Source organism: Mesobacillus stamsii (assembly GCF_030814065.1).
GTDB lineage: Bacteria > Bacillota > Bacilli > Bacillales > Cytobacillaceae > Mesobacillus > Mesobacillus stamsii.
This window is the reverse complement of record NZ_JAUSUN010000007.1, coordinates 21,610-40,370: the sequence shown is the minus strand read 5'-3', so window position 1 is coordinate 40,370 and position 18,761 is coordinate 21,610. Positions and strand designations below refer to the sequence as shown.

Sequence of the window (18,761 nt, the reverse complement as noted above, 5' to 3'; positions counted from 1 at the left end):
TTGTTAATTCAACTATAGAAGCAGTTTAGTTGAAGATACGTCCCAATATATTTTCTATAATAAAAATAATTCGGGATATTAATGTTGACTTCTGGGGAATTAATTATTGAATAAACTATTGGTAATTATCAAACAAATGCGATGAAGAGAAAAAGTAAAATGATATTGTTTTTCATCAGAGAGCTTCGGTAGCACTCGTTATCAATGTCACAGTATAAGAGTAGAACTGTTTACTCCGTACTAGCTGAGACAAATGGTGTGAGTCATTTGTGAAATAAGGTGGTATCACGTGGTCATTCAAACCTCGTCCTTAACTATTAAAGTTAAGGCGAGGTTTTTTGTTTTTAATAATAAATTTTATTGGAGGCTTTTATTAATGACCTGAAATATTCATAGCTCCACGAAACCTCATGGGTAAATTTTACAATAGGTGAAATTTTGTAGATTATTTTAAAATTTATACGTTGCCACCAAATTAACTGAATATTTTATCGATAATATTCAAATTTTGGACAGACTCCCCCCTTAACCGAAAAAACTATTTTTTTCAGTTGTGTTGAGCAAAGGCTAATCTAACAGATTATTCTATCTGGAGTTTTTGAATTTGACCCAATACGTTCCAAAAGAATTTCTGATATACAAAACTCGATGATTTTAAAGTGAAATGATCTGCCTGATTTCACTAGTCTACTGGCTACTTTGATTATTCGAGTACGTATGGTATCAATTTGCATCGTCTTTTGCCCTTCTGGAAAGCAAAGGGTTCGTAACCAATTGGTTAAGTTATAACCTAGAAGAGTCAACATCATCTTAACCTCGTTAACCATGTAAGAATGGCTATTCATTTTATCAAAATAAAAGCCATTTTTAGCTTCCTTGATGTAGTTCTCCATCGTTCCTCTTTTTTGATAACCACGGACGATATCTTGAGGGGAAGCCCATTCGAAATTGGTGACAAAAAAGGAGTGGGTAAAGAATAATTCACCCGCAGGTCGCACCGATTGGATAATGACCTTTCTAGGTTTTGACCATGATTTTGCTTGGTAAATGCTTTCTTCAAAAAAGTATTCTGTTTTTGAAACGTCTACAGGTGTAGAAGAAGGATGATATTCTTTCGCTAGACTCTGTAGTTGAGCATTTGATTTTAAACGAATAATGTAATAGACGGATTCCTTTTCGCATAATTCATATAGTGCTGGAACAGCAAATCCACTGTCTCCACGTAGGAACAAACTCGTTTCTGGGAATGTTTCGTTGTAGTGTTCAATCAAGGGTTGTATAAATTCTACAACGCCATTGGAAGTATAGACATTACCAGGACGAAGCTTGGCCTTCAAAAAGTCACCTGTGACACCATCAAAGGCAACTAAAGGATGAAAGCCCATTGTTCCATAATGCGAATTGTAAGATGAAGATTCTTGTTCACCATACGTATCGGAATGGGTAGAATCTAGGTCTATGAATAGCGTCTCTGCTTTTCGGAAGCCGTGAATTTTATCAAGTAATTCTTGGTTAGCTTGATTTAAGTGATCGATCGACTTTTCATCAAACCGAGGGTAAAAACGAGATAAGCTTGGTTGTGAAGCAAGTGCCGGTATACCAATAATTTGTGTAAAAACGGGATCTTTTGTTAATTGGTCCGCAGCGTCATCTTCGGCATACCCAGCAATCATTGATAAATCTTTTGGCGTAACAAGTTTTCGTTTGAATGAAGATAATAAGCTCTTGAATCATTTAGTTCTAAATGTTGAACCAGAGTTTTTGAAAAGCCGATTTTTTCATCAAATTCTCTGAAAAGAAATTCACCCGTGTCGGAGGAAAGAGAACCTCCATCATTTGACAATTTAATTTCACGATTGAAATCAAGCGTTTTTTGCGTTAAAGTAGCCATTATAAGAATCCTTTCTGTGGTTATTTCGTTGTTGTTTTAACCTTATCAGAAATGGATTCTTTTTTCATTTATTTAGTGCAGATTAAATCAGGCAAGAAAGCCTAGAGTACTGGAATTTAAGGCCGATTCTTAATTACTGTGAATAATTCAGGACAAGATATTTCTTTAATCCTTCTGTGTCGACACTATCGATTTTCTGATCATTAAAATAACCAATGAGCAACTTCGCTTGGATTCCATATGCTTTTAAAGTATAAGGTGAAAAGCCTTCTATACGTTTATCAGCTTTATAGGATTTCCACGCAGTTGATAATAACAAACTAATCCCCCACATTTAATTGGAATACTAAAAGGAATTATTGCCTGTTTTATAGAAATTAAGACTCAAGGTATTCAAAAGTATAGAAGATTTATTCCAAGACTATTAGTATAGATAACTAGATAGGTAAGGAGATTTAGAAATGACCTACTGGGAAACGAAAACAATTCATACCGCACGCGGTAACTTTGAGGTCTTTGTAAAAGGAGAGGGTAATCCAATTTGCGTCACTCATCATTATTCAGAGTTTAATCATACTGGTGATTACTTTGCAGATTCTTTGACAGAGAATAATACGGTCTACCTTGTGAATTTAAAACAAGCCGGTAATTCAAGTAAGGCTGATGAGGCTCATGAGTTGAGTATGTTTGATGCTGTATACGACCTTGAAGCAATCCGAGAGGCGTTGGGGTATGCCAAATGGACATTTGCAGGGCACTCGACAGGAGGTATGATAGGAATCATCTATGGCATTCATTTTTCTACGTCGCTTACTTCACTAATAATTGTTGGGTCGGCTGCCAGGAAGTATGCTAATTCATCCTCTGAGTGTATCTATCATCCTGACCACCTACACTTTGAGCGAATGCAGCAACTTATTGAGACTTTAAAACGCTCTGATTTGTCACCTAGTGAAAGAGAGCGTTTCTCAAAAGAGAGAACGCAACTGTCTCTATTTCACCCGGATAAGTATGATGAATACTTTTCTTTAGGCATACATAAAAAGATGTCTGCTCCAAGAATGAACTTTTTTATTAGGGAAGAAATGATCTTTGATGTAACCCGTGAGTTAGAAAAAATTTCAACTAATACTTTAATATTGAGTGGCCGATACGATGTACAATGCCCGCTTTCTTTCTCCGTAGAAATGAATGAGTTAATACCAAAGTCACAACTATTTGTTTTTAATGAAAGCAATCATTACCCTTTCCTTGAAGAAAAGTCGTTGTTTAGACAAGTCATTTCAACTTACTTAAAAGAAACTATTTCTTATTGAGCTATAGGGACAGTTTAGTTCAAAAAGGAAAATACTAATTGTACAAAGGAAAATTCAAACAGTCACTTTAAGAGCTATTCTGTTGACTTTTATGATTAATTAGAATATTTTAATATTAACTGAACCCGCCACGCCTCTTAATAATGCGGACCAAGGGGTCATTTTTTTTTCAAGGAGATAATGTAAATTGGCTCTGGATAAAGATTAGGCTAGCATCAAACCACCTACTACATTTAATGGACAAATGGAGTAGTATAAAAGAAAGAGAAATTATAAAATAACTAACAAACATAAATCTAGTCCTCCAGATTTATTCGATATATGAAAGGTGTAAATAATAATGAACAATCCAATTTAAAATTCCCCTATATAAGACAATTTTCATTTCAGAAATTGGGGGACATGAAATGAACTTGAATAAAAACTTTTCTTTATTACTATTGGGTCAATCGCTCGCTAATATTGGCGATGTATTGTATATGGTCAGTATCATCAGTACGATTTTTGTATTAACGGGCTCGGCAACAGCTTCCTCATTTGTACCATTTACAATTACTTCTTCCATGTTTATATCCAGTCTGTTAACACCACTTTTGGTGGGGAAAGTAAATCTTAAATGGTTAATGGCTGGATCCCAAATTGGAAAGACTATTCTGCTTTTTATTCTGGGGTTTATGTTAGTGGGAGTTACAGCATCAAATTATTATTTGATTTTCTTAATCATAGGATTGATTGCTTTACTAGATGGAAGCGCAAATCCAATAAGGCAGACATTAATTACATACTATGTTAATCCTAGTCAATTAATGAAAGCCAATGGACTTGCAGAAACTGTTACACAGATCATACAAGCAGTGATGTGGTTCATAGGGAGTTTATTCTTAATTATTATGAGCTCACAGCAGCTGGTATGGTTAGCAGGAGGTTTGTTTATAGGAGCAAGCATCTTGCTCAGCCTTTTAGAAAATGTATCTGATAATAGAGTTGAGGCTGCTAAAGGGAAATTTAAACAGATTACGGAGGGATGGGTAACTTTATCTAACACTCCGGTATTAAGAAAGATTGCTTGGCTAGACTTCTTTGAGACAATCGCAGGAACGGTTTGGATAGCAGCCATACTCCTTGTGTTTGTTAACGATGCTTTAGAGGTTGGTGGACAGTGGTGGGGATTTATTAATGGTGCCTTCTTTATAGGATTGATTTTAGGAAGTGTTTATTGTATTAAATATTCTTCTATCATTGAAAAGAAATTGGGGACCTTTATATTTATTGGTTCAATCCTAAGCTCCTTAGTCACATTACTATTTAGCATAAACAGCATACCAATCGCTGCACTCCTATTGTCGCTATTTGTAGGGATTTTTGGTCAAATTAAAGGCATACCTCAACAAACAGTGATACAAACCAGCGTTACAAAAGAACAGTTATCAACGGTTTATACTTCGTTAGGGGCTATCGGCACTGGAATCTTTGGCGTTGGCTCTCTTGTTATGGGACTGTTAGCAGATTTACTGGGAATAAGAATCGTGTTTATGATCTCAGGAATACTCCTTGCAGTTGTCAGTTTAATTGTTTATAAAAGTAAGCACTTGTTTGTTAGGAATATAATCGAATTTGAATAATGAATGATAGAGTGGGACTGCGGATCATCTGTGGTCCCATGCTTTTATATTTGTGCTTTAAGGGGCTGAAAAGATGGAGGTAAAGAATTCACAAAGCAATTCTAATTCATTGGCAAGAATAAAAATTGTAAAAGGAGAAAACTTTGTAACTATAGAAGATACAAAAATTCTGGCGAATCAAGAACTAATTGAACTTATAACATATCTGATGGGACAGTCATTTATAAAAAACTGTAAAAATGTAAATATACTGGTTAATAGTAAATTCAACAAAGAAGTAGACTCTCTTTTAATAGAAAATGGGTTTAAGTTACATGATGAAAATGTTACTGTCCATAAGGTGTTAGATGATTCATCTAAGGTTGAAAACGGGTTCTTACTAAAGGATTTACACGAACTTTCGGTAGCAGAGTTTAAAAGGGTTTGGGAGGAATCTATGAAAGGATCATTAAATGCACCTTCTTCGCTAGATGTTGACGAACAAATGCGTAGTGTAGAGTTGGAATTAGGCCCCAACTATAAGAAATCTTGTATTATTGCTTATGATAAGGGAAATCCAATCGGAGTAATTATGCCCCATATAGAACCTGGGACTTCAGAAGAAGGAAGGATATTTTATTTTGGCATCATTCCAAACGAAAGAGGGAAGGGAAAAAGCAAACTTCTTCATCAGCAAGCATTAGAAATATTAAAAAATGACTTTATGGCCACCCATTATATTGGCTGCACTGGTCACAACAACCTTCCAATGCTTAAAACATTCCGGAATAATGGATGTACAGTTATAGAACAAAATAAGGTTTTCAAAAGGGAAAACTAAAACTTAGTGAAGAGTTAAGGGAGAGTTGATCAGGAAGGATTTATGTACTTTTTTGTTGAATTCCTTATTAAGCTATAGGAGCAGGAATATTTAATAAGGGGTAATGGATTTTTATGGTAAAGTTGTAGTGGGAGAGGTTAATTTGAAACAAAAAACATTATTTTCTATAGTTATTTTATTTATTTTTATTATTATAACAGGTGCATGTAGCGTAAAAGAACAAATTAACGTTGAAGAACAAATTATGAAACGAGTGCCTTTTCCTAAATCCACCAATATTCTTCATATTGAAGACCATAAGGGTGGTAAAATGATTTTATATAAAGATAAAAGTGGTTTTAGAGCTTCTTTTTATAGAGAAAAAGATGATTACTTTCAAGGTACATCAAATGCTGAATTGAACCCACATGATGGATTCGATTGGACAATGAGCAATATGTCAGGTATGGCTATATTTGCTGGAATTATTACAGATGAAAAAATAACAAAAGTGATTGTGAAGCAAAGGACAGTCGAACATCAAGCAGAAATAATTGATATCAATGATGGTAAGAGACATTGGTTTACTACATTTGATGAATTAGAGGAATCGCTAAATGGTGAATCTGATCCACTTAAAATTGAAGCTTATGATAAGGAGGGAAATCTCTATTGGAAATCAGGAGTTTATGGAGATGGTTTGTTTGAAGGAAGAACAAATTAGCTCCTACTCATTACTCGCTAACGGGGGCAATAGTTGAACAAAATTACATGATCGACTGCTCTTTTTCCTATTGTGCTAACGACGCAGAAGAGTTAATAAGGAGGGGAGATTTCTGAAAAAGATATCGTATTTTATTATATTAAGTTTAGCTATTATTCTAGTTCTATCTGGATGTGCTTCTCAAAAGATAACTGAGGATGACATAAAGAATACCGCTATTACAGCTATTATGCAACACGACGATATTAACAAAAATGAAATAATGATTGAAAAAATTGATAATGTTAATGAGGGTGTTTGGCAAATTTTGTTTCAAGAAAAGCTAAATGGTAAATGGGTTTCTGGGGGTAATGGTAACTATTTTCTTGAAATAAAAAAAGACTCTAATGGTAACCTTAAAGCAGACTTTACGGAATATAAAAAATAGTAACGTAAGATGCTTATTTCAAGTGTTTTAATATTTATTTAGTTATTGTTCTTTTTTCATTTTTTCAGTAATGGGTAGTATTAGTTAAAAAGCCAATAAAATAAACACAAAAAGTAGCTCAGCTTGATGTTGGCTACTTTTTATATGGCAGAAGGCACCACATTTTGCGGTGCAATTAGGTATACATTTTAATGTGTAAATAATGGTTTTTGCGATAGGAAACGGAACCCGTTAAAAATAAATGGTCCTTTTCAGATACTATTTTTTTAAATGATAAGGTACTGTAGTAACAACTACGTTCCTGCGGTAAAGCAGGAAGGCGCGAATTAATAAACTTGATTGATTATGAAGTATATTGTGCCATCCCTTCTTAGGAATAAATTGTGGGATGATCACCGTTACTTGATAATTTGCTTCCTTAGCCTTATGTTCAACGGTATCAACGAATTTGGTGAGGGGGTTAATAATACTTCTATAATGAGAGTGTAAAGTCACTAGTCTAATATCAGGTTGCCATTTTTTCCACTTTTCTTCAAACTTCTTTTCATCATCTCGTTCAAAGGAAACATAAACTGCAAGGATCTGGTCAGCAGACAAGGCTTTTGCATAATTTAAGGAGTTCTCCACCACATGCGTTAAACCAGCCACAGGTACAATGATCACATTTCCTTCAATCGGCGAAGAAGGCTCGCATGTAGTTAATCGTAACTGATCTCCAACCGCTTCATAATGTTTTCTAATACGATGAAACAGCCAAATGATGAAAGGCAAGAAAAGTAGAATCGACCATACTTGTGTAAATTTTGTTAAAAAGAAAATGAGAGAAACGATAAAGCTGATGAAAGCACCAATTGTATTAATAATAAATTTTGGCATCCATCCTTTAGGCTTTTGACGAATCCACTTAAGCATCATTCCTGTCTGGGATAAGGTGAAAGGAATAAACACACCTAACGCATATAAAGGGATGAGATGCTCTGTTTCCGCTTGAAAGGAAATAATTAATAAAATGGACGCAATCCCAAGTATGATGATGCCATTAGAGTATCCCAATCGGTCTCCTCTAACAAGAAACATCCTCGGTATGAATTTGTCTTTCGCAAGGTTAACCGCCAACAAAGGGAAAGCCGAATAGCCTGTGTTTGCTGCAAGGATTAATATCAAAGCGGTAGTTCCTTGAATGAAAAAATACATGTAATTCCGTCCGAAAGTCATTTCTGCTATTTGTGAGATGACTGTGACATCTGCACTTGGAATAACTCCATAATAATAGGCTAAATAGACAATTCCTGAAAAAAGTAACGCAAGTAATCCACCCATCGCCATTAATGTTTTCGACGCATTAACAGGGGAAGGATCTTTGAAATTTGGGATTGCATTGGAGATAGCCTCCACTCCCGTTAAGGCCGAACTGCCAGAGGCAAACGCTCTTAAAAGGATGAACAAACTAATTCCTGCGACGGGAGTGCCAATTGGTGAATGTAAAGTGGGCGGAATCTCACCAGTGGCAATATTATAGAGCCCCACAGCAATTAAGATGAATAAAGCGAGAACGAATAAATAAACGGGATAGGCTAAAATGGAAGCAGACTCTGTTACCCCTCTCAGGTTAAGTACGGTAAGGAATATAACAAAAGCAATAGCTATTCCTACATTATGGCCATGTAAAGTCGGGAAAGCAGATGTAATTGCATCGGTACCTGCTGAAACACTTACAGCGACTGTTAACACATAGTCTACCAATAAAGACCCACCGGCAATTAATCCGGGCAACATGCCTAAATTATTTTTTGAGACAACATACGCTCCTCCGCCATGAGGATATGCATAAATGATTTGCCGATAAGATAATATTAACGCTGTTAAAAGGAGTAAGACCCCGATTGCAATCGGAATAGAGTACCAGAACGCTGTCATACCAACAGTAATTAAAACAATTAATATTTGTTCTGGGCCATATGCAACGGATGATAAAGCGTCAGAAGAAAGGATCGCTAATGCTTTCGTCTTGTTAAGTCTCTGTTCTCCTAGTTCAGTAGATTTTAATGGCCGTCCAATTAAAAATCGTTTTAACATAGGTAACACTAAATTCACCCGCCAAATTAAATTTTATCAAATTATTTTACCCTGTTGCGAAACGTTGTACTCTACATCGAGTTTAAGAAAGCAAAAATGCCTACAAGCCATAAGAAATAGACCTGTAGACATGATTTTTTGTCTGCAAGCTCCACTTTCCTTCTCAATTGAACGCTTACGAGGTTAGCTGTCGGATTCGGACCTTTGAGTAGCCCTACCTAAAAAGGATTCACCCCCGGATTCTTTAGAATCCACATAACTGGTTTCCCCGTACCAAAAGGTTTCAGCGAATATAGAAATAGGAAACTGTTGATAATAATACTCCTGCAGAATGTAAAAGTAAATAAAAATTTTAGATTAACTGATCAAGGATCAGGCTATATTAATACTGTTGATTCGCACTTCTTTTGTCATGTTTTACTATTATAGGATAAAGGAGGGAAGCACTATGCTTAAAGAGAATCGTCCTTTATTATCTGATGAATTTTTAGATGAAATTGCCAAGGAAATTAATCAGGAATCTGAGGGTCGAATGCAGGAACAGAGGGAACAGCCAAACGCTCAGTGAGAAGTAAAAAGCCATTCGAGTTATAAATTTTGCGCTGTCTGAATTGTGGATTTCATTTATTCCACGTTGTTCGTGGGTTATGGTTCCAAGAACAACGTGGAACTCCTATTACTGGTTTACACCCTCGTCTGTTACCATTTGTTGAATTTCGTTCGTAGTTCCCTTTGTATTTCCTGCATGATTCTGTTTTTCAAGTTCCTTCCGTTGTTGCGTGACGGATGGAGATTCGATTTTGTTGTCGGTCGATTTTTCTGTATAGTTAGAGTCCACCTATTCTTCCTCCATTCTTTTTTTTAAAAAAGATTTTCAAATCGGAAAATCAACCTTATTATAAGAAGTTTTATCCTTCCTTATACATAGAAATCATCGGAAATAAAAACCCACTAGTAATTTTTCCCTGAATACTTGCTCTATCGGTGCAGATAATAAGCTTCGGAGTTGTTTTTTAGGCTCTACATCAAATGGAGGAGGGCGTTCACATGTTTCAAACTAATAATAGCACCAGTGTTCAGCAAATTAACCAAAGCCGCCAGATTGCTCAACAGCTAATCCAGCAAACGCAACAAGCAAGCATGGTATATCGACAATTGATGCAGCAAGAACAACAAAACGCTCAAATGCTGGATCATTTACAAAGTCGCGAGAAACAAGCTGTTAAAACAATAGAACAAGCCTTAATTGGACATGATCAAGCGATACAGCGCTGCCAAGAAGTGATTAATCTCTGTAATCAGCTTGAACAGGGAGTAACATCACAGCTCCATACCCAACACACTATGGATCCTATGCATGGATACCAGCCCTATAATCAAAATCAGGCACAAGCTTCTTTTAGACAACAATAAAAACGAGGAGGAGTTGAACAATGAATAATACACAATATCTTGCACCACATGAAACATACGAGCTTCATGAGCTGCTTACCTTTAAAAACAATTGCCTAACCAAAGCTGCAACAATGAGTACGTTAGTTCAAGACCAAGCCTTGAAAAGTATTCTCGATCAAGATGTTACGAAGTCAAAACAACAAATTCAAGGGTTGCAACAATTTATTACGAATAGAGGTGAGCAATGATGAATGAAATGATACAAAACATGACTGGAATGGGTGCAATGACAGAGCAAGTAGTAGCAACGGATTTCCTTCTTACTGCAAAATCAGGAGTTCAAAATTTTGCTGTAGCACTTACAGAAACAACAACACCAGAAGTGCGGGAGACATTAAAGCAATATTTTAATGACGCAGTTGATACGCACGAGCAAATTTTTAATTATATGGTTAGTAAAGGGTATTACCATCCAAATAATCTGTCTGAGCAGCTGACTGTAGATTTAGAAGCCGCCCAAACCGCTATGAACATAAAGTAATACAACAACTTTTTAAATCCAAGAAAATGGAGAGCCCCTATCATAAAAAGGGGGCTCCATTTAGTGTGTTCGCCAATCATTTGATCATTTAGGGTTTCTATTTACGATTTAGGGTAAAGGTATAATGAGAGAAAATGAATAATAGGGGTTTTCCCCTATGGATTGAATATTAAAACAATGAAATAATAACTAAGTAATAATCATTATAAAAAAGGAGTTGTTATCAAATGGAAGAAACAACAAATTCCGAAAAGGTAATTAGCTTACCGCGAATCGGAGACAAAGCACCAAAATTTAAGATTGAAACTACTCACGGAATGATTTCCAGTGAAGATTATAAGGGGAAATGGTTTATTCTTTTCTCTCATCCTTCCGATTTCACGCCTGTTTGTACAACTGAGTTCATTGCATTCCAAGAGATTTATCCAGAGCTGAAGGAACTTAACACGGAATTGATTGGTTTGAGCATTGACAGTGTCCATTCACACATAGCCTGGGCTCGAAACATTGAAGAAAATTTTCATGTGAAACTGGAGTTTCCTATTATTGCTGATTTAAATAAAGAGGTAGCCGTTAGTTACGGTATGTTAATGCCAGAGGGTGGAAGTACCGAGACGTCAAGAGCGGTATTTGTAGTAGATGGAGAACAAATTGTCCGAGCTATCATTTACTATCCGTTGAGCACTGGACGAAATATGCAAGAAATAGTTCGTCTCGTAAAGGCATTGCAAACAACAGATGAACATCAAGTAGCTACTCCGGCAAACTGGAATCCAGGAGAGAAAGTTATTGTAAAACCACCACGCACGCAAGAAGAAGCCGAAAACCGCGTCAATAATTCTGATTATGAATGTGTAGATTGGTATTTTTGCAAGAAACATATTTAAAAAAATGGCTGGATAGGATAACTCCTATTCAGCTTTTTTTATAGGATCTTTTAACCACCTGTTTAGAGAAGCTTGTTTTTGGTTATAAAAAATCATATTGTATTTTTTATTATATAACTTCAAAAAAAGGTGGGTTTATGTTGGAGAGTTATTTAAAGACGGCAGTGGGAAAATCTGTGCTAATGGATTGGTTGACAACTGTGGATCACAAAAAAATTGGAGTTATGTACATATTTGCGGCTGGTTTTTTCTTTTTATTGGCTGGTATCGAAGCAATATTAATTCGAATTCAGCTAATCGTACCGAATAATGATTTCTTATCCGCGTCCACTTATAATGAAATGATTACTATGCACGGTACGACGATGATGTTTTTTGCTGCCCTTCCGATCTTGTTTGGCTTGATGAATTTTATTGTGCCGTTGCAAATTGGGGCAAGGGATGTAGCTTTCCCATTTCTGAATGCATTGGGGTTTTGGCTGTTTTTCTTCGGCGGAGTTTTGCTAAATATTAGCTGGTTCTTCGGTGCCTTGCCGGATGCAGGCTGGACTGCGTACTCATCACTTGCTTTAGATAGTGCTGGAGTGGGAGTAGATTATTATTTGCTTAGCGTGCAAATTTCTGGCTTTGGGACCATCATAGGTGCTATCAATTTCCTGGTTACGATCGTTAATATGCGTGCTCCAGGAATGAGCTATATGAGAATGCCTTTATTCACGTGGTCAACTTTTGTTACGTCAGCTCTTATTTTATATGCATTTACGACATTAGCTCTCGCCTTGTTTCTGCTGACATTTGACCGGATCTTTGGCGCTAAGTTTTTTGATCCGGCAGGTGGGGGGAACTCGATCATTTATGAGCATTTATTTTGGATTTTTGGACATCCTGAGGTGTATATATTGCTGTTGCCTTCCCTGGGAATCATTTCCGAAGTAATCAGTACGTTTTCAAAGAAACGAATTTTCGGCTACTCTTCAATGGTGTTTGCAACCTTCTTGATTGGCTTCATTGGGTTTATGGTGTGGTCTCACCATATGTTCACGACTGGATTAGGACCGATTGCCAACACGATTTTCGGGATCACAACAATGGCCATTGCGATTCCTACTGGGATTAAAATCTTTAACTACCTGTTTACGATGTGGGGCGGATCTATTAAGTTTACGACAGCGATGCTCTTTGCCGTTGGTTTTATCCCATCCTTTGTTATGGGAGGGGTAACTGGGGTGATGTTGGGTGTTCCGGCAGCTGACTATCAATTCCATGATACTTACTTTGTTGTCGCTCACTTTCATTATGTCATCATCGCTTCTGTCGTTTTTGGAATCTTTTCGGGAATCTTCTATTGGTATCCAAAAATTTTCGGAAAAAAACTGGACGAGAAATTAGGGATTTGGCAATTCTGGTTATTCTTTAGCGGATTTCATTTCACTTTTTTTCCGCAGCACTTTCTCGGATTATTTGGAATGCCAAGAAGGATTTTTACGTATTTGCCAGGGCAAGGGTTCGAAACTTTAAATATGATCAGTACGATCGGTGCGATTGCGATGTTTGGCGGATCTTTACTATTAATCGTGAATATTGTTAAGACGGCCAGAGCAAAAGCAGTGATCGAAAATGACCCATGGGATGGAAGGACATTGGAATGGGCTATTTCTTCTCCTCCGCCCGAATATAATTTTGTCCAGGTCCCACTTGTCAAAAGCCTGGATGCTTTCTTCACACAAAAATATGGCGGGAAGAATGAAGGCTTCGTTGACGCCGAGCCGGCAGGCATGATTCACATGCCGAATCCTTCTATATTGCCATTATTCATAGCCCTTGGATTATTTATAGCCGGATTAGCGATCATTTATCATCAGTTTATTATCGCGGCAATAGGGATTCTCATTACCCTTCTATCAATGTTGACTAGGTCGGTAAAAGACGATCATGGTTATCACATAGAGGTAAAGCAAAAGGATGCAACACCGCAAATAGAAAGGCCTTAAGGGACTGTTTTGCTATTCCGAATTCAGGATATGAGGGGTATTCCAATGATCATAAATTCCGTTCTTGTTCTACTATTCAATTACTTTTTTGTGTTAAGTACTTAGATGTTACAAGGATTAAACAGAAATCATTGAGAATGACTTTACTATTGATCATGATGGTTCTCTCGAATAGTGTATTGGTGATTTTTTTTACGGACAAAATAGATGTTTCCTTGTTAATGATTGCCGAGGTTATTGTATTTGGAATTTTGGCCCCAGTTTATTTATTCTATTTGGATAAAAATAAAATCTTAAAGATGTTATGGCGATATCGGGAAAGGAGAATCGCTTTCTTTTTCTCTTTTCCTTTTGTTTCCCTTCTGCTTTATTCTGGGCTATTTCATGCTTTTCATTTTTACTTGATAACTGGAAATGAACCAAAAACCCTCTCTATTTTGGTTTCCTTTTATTTATCGATGCTTTTGTCCACGCTAATGTGGTACCCGTTCATCTTAAACTTAATGCCTATTATTCCAGATTGGAGCTATATTAAGAAAATTCTCATGCTCTGTCTCTATTCTAGTATAAGGGTGTTCTCATTTGTTCCGATTTTATTAAATGGAGGTTCAGCGAAAATTCAGTTCATTGCTGCGATTTATTTTGGGGTCGATCTTCTTATCACCACAATTGCTTTGTTTTTTGTCATCAAGAATGCCTGTAATCAAGAGGATCAAGTGGATAAACGGAATTACTGGTATAGTGATGCCTAAAAAAAATGGGAGCCTAGTTTATCATCATGAAATTAGGAAAAAATAACGGCTCCCACTATTCCTGAAGCGAGAATTACGAGGACAGGATGCACTTTATAATATAGAAGGGCGAACAAGGAAAGGGCAAATATACTTAATAAGATCACCATTTGCCATGAAAATGTACTCGCGATCAATCCATTCGAAATCGCGAATTTTATCGCAGCAAACAGGATCAATCCGGTCACTATCGGACGAAGACCGTAGAAAATAGAATGGAAGAGCGGACTCTGGTTAATTTTATTGAAGGAAACTGCGATGAGCAGGATTAGGATAAGTGATGGAAATGTTATCGCTATGGAGGATACAATCGCACCGGGAACCCCAGCAACATGATATCCCACTAAAGTAGCACTATTGGAAGCAATGGACCCAGGTGCCATACCTGCAACAGCAATAATATCTGTATATTCAGACGTAGTGAGCCAACCGCGCTTAGTGACTTCTGCTTCAATAACAGGGATCATGGCAAATCCTCCGCCAAATGATATAACCCCAATAAAAAGAAAAAGAAGCGATAAATTAATTAAAATCATTTAGATGTCTCCCTTATTTGTTTATTCTGAAAGTGTGTTTTTTCCTCTCGCTTTTGTTGGATTTTTTTCTTAACTGTCATTGTCAGGATTCCGGCAAGGGCGCCAATGAAGATTGCTAGGATCGGATTAAGGTGTAAAAACAGCAAGGAAAGCAGGATCAAAAAGAATAAGATGAACGTAGGTTTGTCAATAATCGAAGTGCGGGCAACCTTGATTCCTGCATACGTAATCAAGCCCACAACTGCGGCACGTATCCCTAAAAAAGCCCCCTCCACTAGCGCATTATCCTTAAATAAAAAATAAAGCGAACCCAACAGCATAACAATTGCCGTGGTTGGCAATAAAACGCCGATCATCGCGGCCAATGCACCTAAAAAGCCCGCGAGCCGATACCCAATAAAAATGGCCGCATTAACGGCGATTGCTCCAGGTGCGGTACCAGCTATTGCAAACACCTCCGAAACTTCTTCAGAGCGTATCCATTTTTTCTTATCGATAATCTCCCGTTCAATTAACGGGATCATCGCATATCCTCCGCCAAATGAAATTGGTCCAATTTTAAAGAAGACAACAAATAACTCAAATAACAATTTCCATTTCATATTGTTCTCCTCTCGAATAATTGATTTTATTTATAGTGTAACACACTTTTGACCATTTTGGTTAAAAGTGTGTAAATTTTTTTCAATGAATAAAAACGAGCGATTTTTGCAAAATAAACAGGACCGTAAATGAAAGGGAGGAAAATAAAATGCAGCTTTCCACACATGAATTGTACCAATTGAATGAATTAACAATGAGTTGTGTGAATTCATTAACAAATATGGCTTACATGTTACATCATGTTCAAGATCCAGAATTCAAAACGATCCTAGAAAGGCATTATCCAATGCATGTTAGGGATTACAATATGAAGGTGGAATTTTTGAATAAACTGGAGGGGCCAACAAAAACACTTCCTATGTTAAAAAATATCGCACATAACAACGCCATTGCTATGAACAATGTCAAAACTCTGCCTATTCAGCCTAGGACAGAAATAGAAAACATGAATGATCGTGAAATGGCAACTGCCTATCTGCTGACTTTAAAAAGAGCAGGAAGAGAATATGCCTGGTCAGCAATGGAAATGGTCCATCCTGACATCCGCGCATTTTGCCAAACGGCTTTTATTATGAGCAGCTCACACGCCTATGACGTATGGCAATATATGGTGGAAGGAGGCTATTATCCGGTTCGTCAAGCTTCAAGTGAACAAATAACCGAAATAGGTGCTATGTATGAGATTGTGCCAGAGGACAGTGATCAAGTCCAAGCGTTTTTCGCGCAGGAACACAATCCGGAAGTGGAAAATAATACTTTTCTTTCATAAGGAAGGGCAAATGAAAAAAGCAGGCCAGAACATTTATCCTTCTGGTCTGCTTTTTGAATCAATACTTTTTTTTGATCGCTTTTGTACCGAGTTTCACATCATTAGTAAATAATTTTTCCAAATCATATGCGGGGTAATACCCATTGCGATACATAAATTGGAAAACCTTTTCCTGGGCATTGATTGCTTTTATTAATTGGTTTGTCAGGATAACCCTCAGTTCATGTGTGGCAGTTTCTGTAATCGCCACAGAGTAATTCCTGATGGATGTCTTTAAGAAAATTAATAAATCAGCTGAAAAAAAACTAGTATCCAAGTCACGGGATTCATAGTTGGTATCGTTTGGAACGAATTGATAAAAAGGCAATAATTCGGTTAGATTTTGTTCCACAGCCAAAATAACTTCCTTGTACAAACCTTTTAATTGTTGATTAGAAACATTTGGATATTTTTGCTTCATGCTAACTAAACAGGTGGATTGAAACACGACAATTTCATGTAGTTCAAGTGATTCATGCCAAGCCAATGTTGCTGTTTGCTGATAATCCATAGTCATTTCCCTCCTCGAATTATTACTTTTCAAGGATTTCAGATATGATTCGCTAGATTTACCGATTCATTTGAGGCAACTTACTTTTTAAAAAAAGACTGGAGAGATAACGATGTCCATAAAGATGCTGTTTCCCCCTACGACTACGAAGGTGAATATGTTTTCGAGTCCAAGAGTAAATAGAGAAATTAAATCTCGAACAAAACGGAATATTGAGCAATATACCGAAAAAAGTGACGAAGACATTAAGGCGAGAATCAAAGAACTTGATTACGAGTGGGATACAGAGCGGACACTTGAGGTTAATTTCGCGCTTATTGTTATTGTGACAACGTTTATCGGGGCGATAAGAAATAAAAAATGGTCTCTAATTTCCACAATTGCAGCAGTGTTTATGCTACAGCATTCTCTACAAGGGTGGTGTCCTCCGTTATCGGTGATCAGGAGGCTCGGCGTCCGGACTGCAACAGAAATTTTAGAAGAGAAAGAAGCGTTAAAACGGGTGCTAAATCAAAGAGGATAATAGGTTGTTCATAAAATAAGAGCCAATCTGCGCACGACCCGCTCGGATGTCTCCATGCGCAGAATTGGAGTCTAAGAGAGCATGGATCCGCTAGCAGCTTATCAACAACGAAAAAGTTTTAGATTTTTTCGTGATAGATTTGAACGGCTGCTCCGATGGCGGTCGTTTGCTCCCCAAAAGAGTTCATGCGGATTTCGAGAATGTCATTGCTCTGGTTGATACGATTCTCCTGAATCGCTTTCTTCACTTCCAAATAGTAATCTTGATAGGCATGAACAAGCTGGCCATCAAGGACGACAATCTTTGGATGGAGGATTTTGACCATATTTGCAATTCCGATTCCTAGGTACAGTGCGGAGTTCAAGATAGCTTCTTTAACAATTGGATTATCATTGCGAATTTCGCTAACTAAGTATTCGGCGATATTTTCAACGGGTTGGAATGATGGAAGATCATTTGTCTTGATGGAATCCATTATGGCATCGAATGTGACATAAGTATTTAAACATCCCTTTTTTCCGCAGGAGCATGGTCGGCCATTTATCGCTTCAATGGCGATATGACCATAGGAACTTGCATCTCCATCCTTTTTATTCAATAAACTCCCTTCCTGAATAAAAGAACAACGCAATCCATATCCGATCGTGCAATATAAAATGCTTTCCACTCTAGGATATTGGAAGTAATACTCAGCAAGAACTGCCAAATCAGCACCATTATTTAGGGAAACTGGTACTGATAAAGCACCCTCGATAATATCCTTAATCGGCACATTAAGCCAACCCTCTGCTGGAAACGCCTCTGGATTTAAAATCATTCCTTTCTCCCTGTTCAAAGGTCCGACAGCACCAATTCCGATACCGATAAGTTGATCCTTGTCCACTTGCTTTTCGGCAAGCAATTGTTGAATTTGCTTTTGAATTTCCTTCATTGTTATGTTAGGTGTATGAAGCCTTGTAACGATGAACCGTTTCTCGCCAACAACTTGAAACCGCAAATTAAGCAATAATACCGTTACATGAGATCTGCTGATGGCAATGCCGAAAATATAACCAGCGGTGGGGAGTATTTCATACAACACGCGCGGCCTGCCTCCATTTGGGTCACTTAAGCCACTTTTCCGAATTAATCCCATCGTCTCCAGCTGATCAAGCATCCTATTCAAAGTCGATAATGGAATTTTGAATTCAGTCTGCATATCGATTTTAGAAGCAGACTTATGACGATGGATAAACCGGTACAAACTCTTCGTCGTATTCATTTTTTCGTTTTTTTGGTTCATCAAATCCTTTAGCATCCTTGAATTCCCATCCTTCATCT

The 18,761-nt window shown here is 37.1% G+C and carries 21 protein-coding genes, 1 pseudogene and 1 riboswitch; of the genes and pseudogenes, 14 read left to right on the top strand and 8 right to left on the bottom strand.

Going from position 1 to position 18,761, the window contains the following annotated elements:
• Positions 1–572: 572 nt before the first annotated feature.
• Positions 573–1,891 (bottom strand): annotated as a pseudogene (locus tag J2S25_RS07700) (IS1380 family transposase).
• Between the two features lie 133 nt (positions 1,892–2,024).
• A complete protein-coding gene (locus tag J2S25_RS07695; RefSeq protein ID WP_044390586.1) occupies positions 2,025–2,210 on the bottom strand; it encodes a hypothetical protein in 186 nt (61 codons plus the stop codon).
• A 142-nt stretch (positions 2,211–2,352) separates the two neighbouring features.
• Between J2S25_RS07695 and J2S25_RS07690 the strand changes: the two genes are divergently transcribed.
• From J2S25_RS07690 to J2S25_RS07670, 5 genes are all read left to right on the top strand, one after another.
• Positions 2,353–3,207: an alpha/beta fold hydrolase gene (locus J2S25_RS07690; protein WP_044390555.1), complete on the top strand. Its 855-nt coding sequence runs from the start codon at positions 2,353–2,355 to the stop codon at positions 3,205–3,207.
• A 407-nt stretch (positions 3,208–3,614) separates the two neighbouring features.
• On the top strand, positions 3,615–4,829 hold the full coding sequence (locus tag J2S25_RS07685; RefSeq protein ID WP_044390556.1) for an MFS transporter: 1,215 nt from the start codon (positions 3,615–3,617) through the stop codon (positions 4,827–4,829).
• A gap of 73 nt (positions 4,830–4,902) precedes the next feature.
• Positions 4,903–5,649, top strand: a complete 747-nt coding sequence (locus J2S25_RS07680) for a GNAT family N-acetyltransferase (protein WP_052806906.1) — start codon at positions 4,903–4,905, stop codon at positions 5,647–5,649.
• A 142-nt stretch (positions 5,650–5,791) separates the two neighbouring features.
• On the top strand, positions 5,792–6,352 hold the full coding sequence (locus J2S25_RS07675) for a hypothetical protein (RefSeq protein ID WP_128721465.1): 561 nt from the start codon (positions 5,792–5,794) through the stop codon (positions 6,350–6,352).
• A 262-nt stretch (positions 6,353–6,614) separates the two neighbouring features.
• On the top strand, positions 6,615–6,779 hold the full coding sequence (locus tag J2S25_RS07670; RefSeq protein WP_157841603.1) for a hypothetical protein: 165 nt from the start codon (positions 6,615–6,617) through the stop codon (positions 6,777–6,779).
• 258 nt (positions 6,780–7,037) lie between these two features.
• Here the strand turns inward: J2S25_RS07670 and kimA are convergent, their stop codons facing one another.
• On the bottom strand, positions 7,038–8,855 hold the full coding sequence (gene kimA, locus J2S25_RS07665) for a potassium transporter KimA (RefSeq protein WP_431305954.1): 1,818 nt from the start codon (positions 8,853–8,855) through the stop codon (positions 7,038–7,040).
• Positions 8,856–9,012: 157 nt separating this feature from the next.
• Positions 9,013–9,154, bottom strand: a riboswitch (cyclic di-AMP (ydaO/yuaA leader).
• Positions 9,155–9,303: 149 nt separating this feature from the next.
• Between kimA and J2S25_RS07660 the strand changes: the two genes are divergently transcribed.
• Positions 9,304–9,423, top strand: a complete 120-nt coding sequence (locus tag J2S25_RS07660; protein WP_307191612.1) for a bacitracin ABC transporter ATP-binding protein — start codon at positions 9,304–9,306, stop codon at positions 9,421–9,423.
• Positions 9,424–9,531: 108 nt separating this feature from the next.
• On the opposite strand, the gene J2S25_RS07655 is transcribed toward J2S25_RS07660, so the two are convergent.
• Positions 9,532–9,693, bottom strand: coding sequence for a hypothetical protein (locus J2S25_RS07655; protein WP_157841604.1), 162 nt, complete (start codon positions 9,691–9,693; stop codon positions 9,532–9,534).
• Positions 9,694–9,902: 209 nt separating this feature from the next.
• Between J2S25_RS07655 and J2S25_RS07650 the strand changes: the two genes are divergently transcribed.
• The 6 genes from J2S25_RS07650 (at position 9,903) to J2S25_RS07625 (ending at position 14,421) form a co-directional block, all read left to right on the top strand.
• Positions 9,903–10,268 (top strand): hypothetical protein, encoded by a 366-nt coding sequence (locus J2S25_RS07650; protein ID WP_044390560.1) that lies wholly within the window; start codon positions 9,903–9,905, stop codon positions 10,266–10,268.
• Between the two features lie 20 nt (positions 10,269–10,288).
• Positions 10,289–10,498, top strand: a complete 210-nt coding sequence (locus J2S25_RS07645) for a hypothetical protein (protein WP_307191611.1) — start codon at positions 10,289–10,291, stop codon at positions 10,496–10,498.
• Positions 10,498–10,791 (top strand): spore coat protein, encoded by a 294-nt coding sequence (locus J2S25_RS07640; RefSeq protein WP_307191656.1) that lies wholly within the window; start codon positions 10,498–10,500, stop codon positions 10,789–10,791. The genes J2S25_RS07645 and J2S25_RS07640 overlap by 1 nt, the downstream gene beginning before the upstream one ends.
• 227 nt (positions 10,792–11,018) lie before the next feature.
• Positions 11,019–11,678, top strand: a complete 660-nt coding sequence (locus J2S25_RS07635) for a peroxiredoxin (protein ID WP_044390561.1) — start codon at positions 11,019–11,021, stop codon at positions 11,676–11,678.
• A gap of 137 nt (positions 11,679–11,815) precedes the next feature.
• Positions 11,816–13,669: a cytochrome c oxidase subunit I gene (gene ctaD, locus J2S25_RS07630; protein WP_307191610.1), complete on the top strand. Its 1,854-nt coding sequence runs from the start codon at positions 11,816–11,818 to the stop codon at positions 13,667–13,669.
• 137 nt (positions 13,670–13,806) lie between these two features.
• Positions 13,807–14,421 (top strand): hypothetical protein, encoded by a 615-nt coding sequence (locus J2S25_RS07625; protein WP_307191609.1) that lies wholly within the window; start codon positions 13,807–13,809, stop codon positions 14,419–14,421.
• Positions 14,422–14,453: 32 nt separating this feature from the next.
• Here the strand turns inward: J2S25_RS07625 and J2S25_RS07620 are convergent, their stop codons facing one another.
• Both J2S25_RS07620 and J2S25_RS07615 read right to left on the bottom strand, forming a co-directional pair.
• Complete coding sequence (locus J2S25_RS07620) at positions 14,454–14,996, bottom strand: chromate transporter (protein WP_307191608.1); 543 nt, start codon at positions 14,994–14,996, stop codon at positions 14,454–14,456.
• Entirely contained in the window at positions 14,993–15,598 is a 606-nt protein-coding gene (locus J2S25_RS07615) for a chromate transporter (protein ID WP_307191607.1), read from the bottom strand. Before J2S25_RS07615 ends, J2S25_RS07620 begins: the two co-directional genes overlap by 4 nt.
• A gap of 149 nt (positions 15,599–15,747) precedes the next feature.
• Between J2S25_RS07615 and J2S25_RS07610 the strand changes: the two genes are divergently transcribed.
• Positions 15,748–16,368, top strand: a complete 621-nt coding sequence (locus tag J2S25_RS07610) for a spore coat protein (protein ID WP_307191606.1) — start codon at positions 15,748–15,750, stop codon at positions 16,366–16,368.
• 58 nt (positions 16,369–16,426) lie between these two features.
• Here the strand turns inward: J2S25_RS07610 and J2S25_RS07605 are convergent, their stop codons facing one another.
• Positions 16,427–16,918: a spore coat protein gene (locus J2S25_RS07605; protein ID WP_307191605.1), complete on the bottom strand. Its 492-nt coding sequence runs from the start codon at positions 16,916–16,918 to the stop codon at positions 16,427–16,429.
• 112 nt (positions 16,919–17,030) lie between these two features.
• On the opposite strand from J2S25_RS07605, the gene J2S25_RS07600 reads away from it, so the two are divergent.
• The gene (locus J2S25_RS07600) at positions 17,031–17,441 is read left to right on the top strand and encodes a DUF2892 domain-containing protein (protein WP_307191604.1); all 411 of its coding nucleotides are present in this window, start codon (positions 17,031–17,033) and stop codon (positions 17,439–17,441) included.
• 118 nt (positions 17,442–17,559) lie between these two features.
• Here J2S25_RS07600 and J2S25_RS07595 read toward each other — a convergent pair whose 3' ends face one another.
• Entirely contained in the window at positions 17,560–18,723 is a 1,164-nt protein-coding gene (locus J2S25_RS07595; RefSeq protein WP_307191655.1) for an ROK family transcriptional regulator, read from the bottom strand.
• Positions 18,724–18,761: the final 38 nt, after the last annotated feature.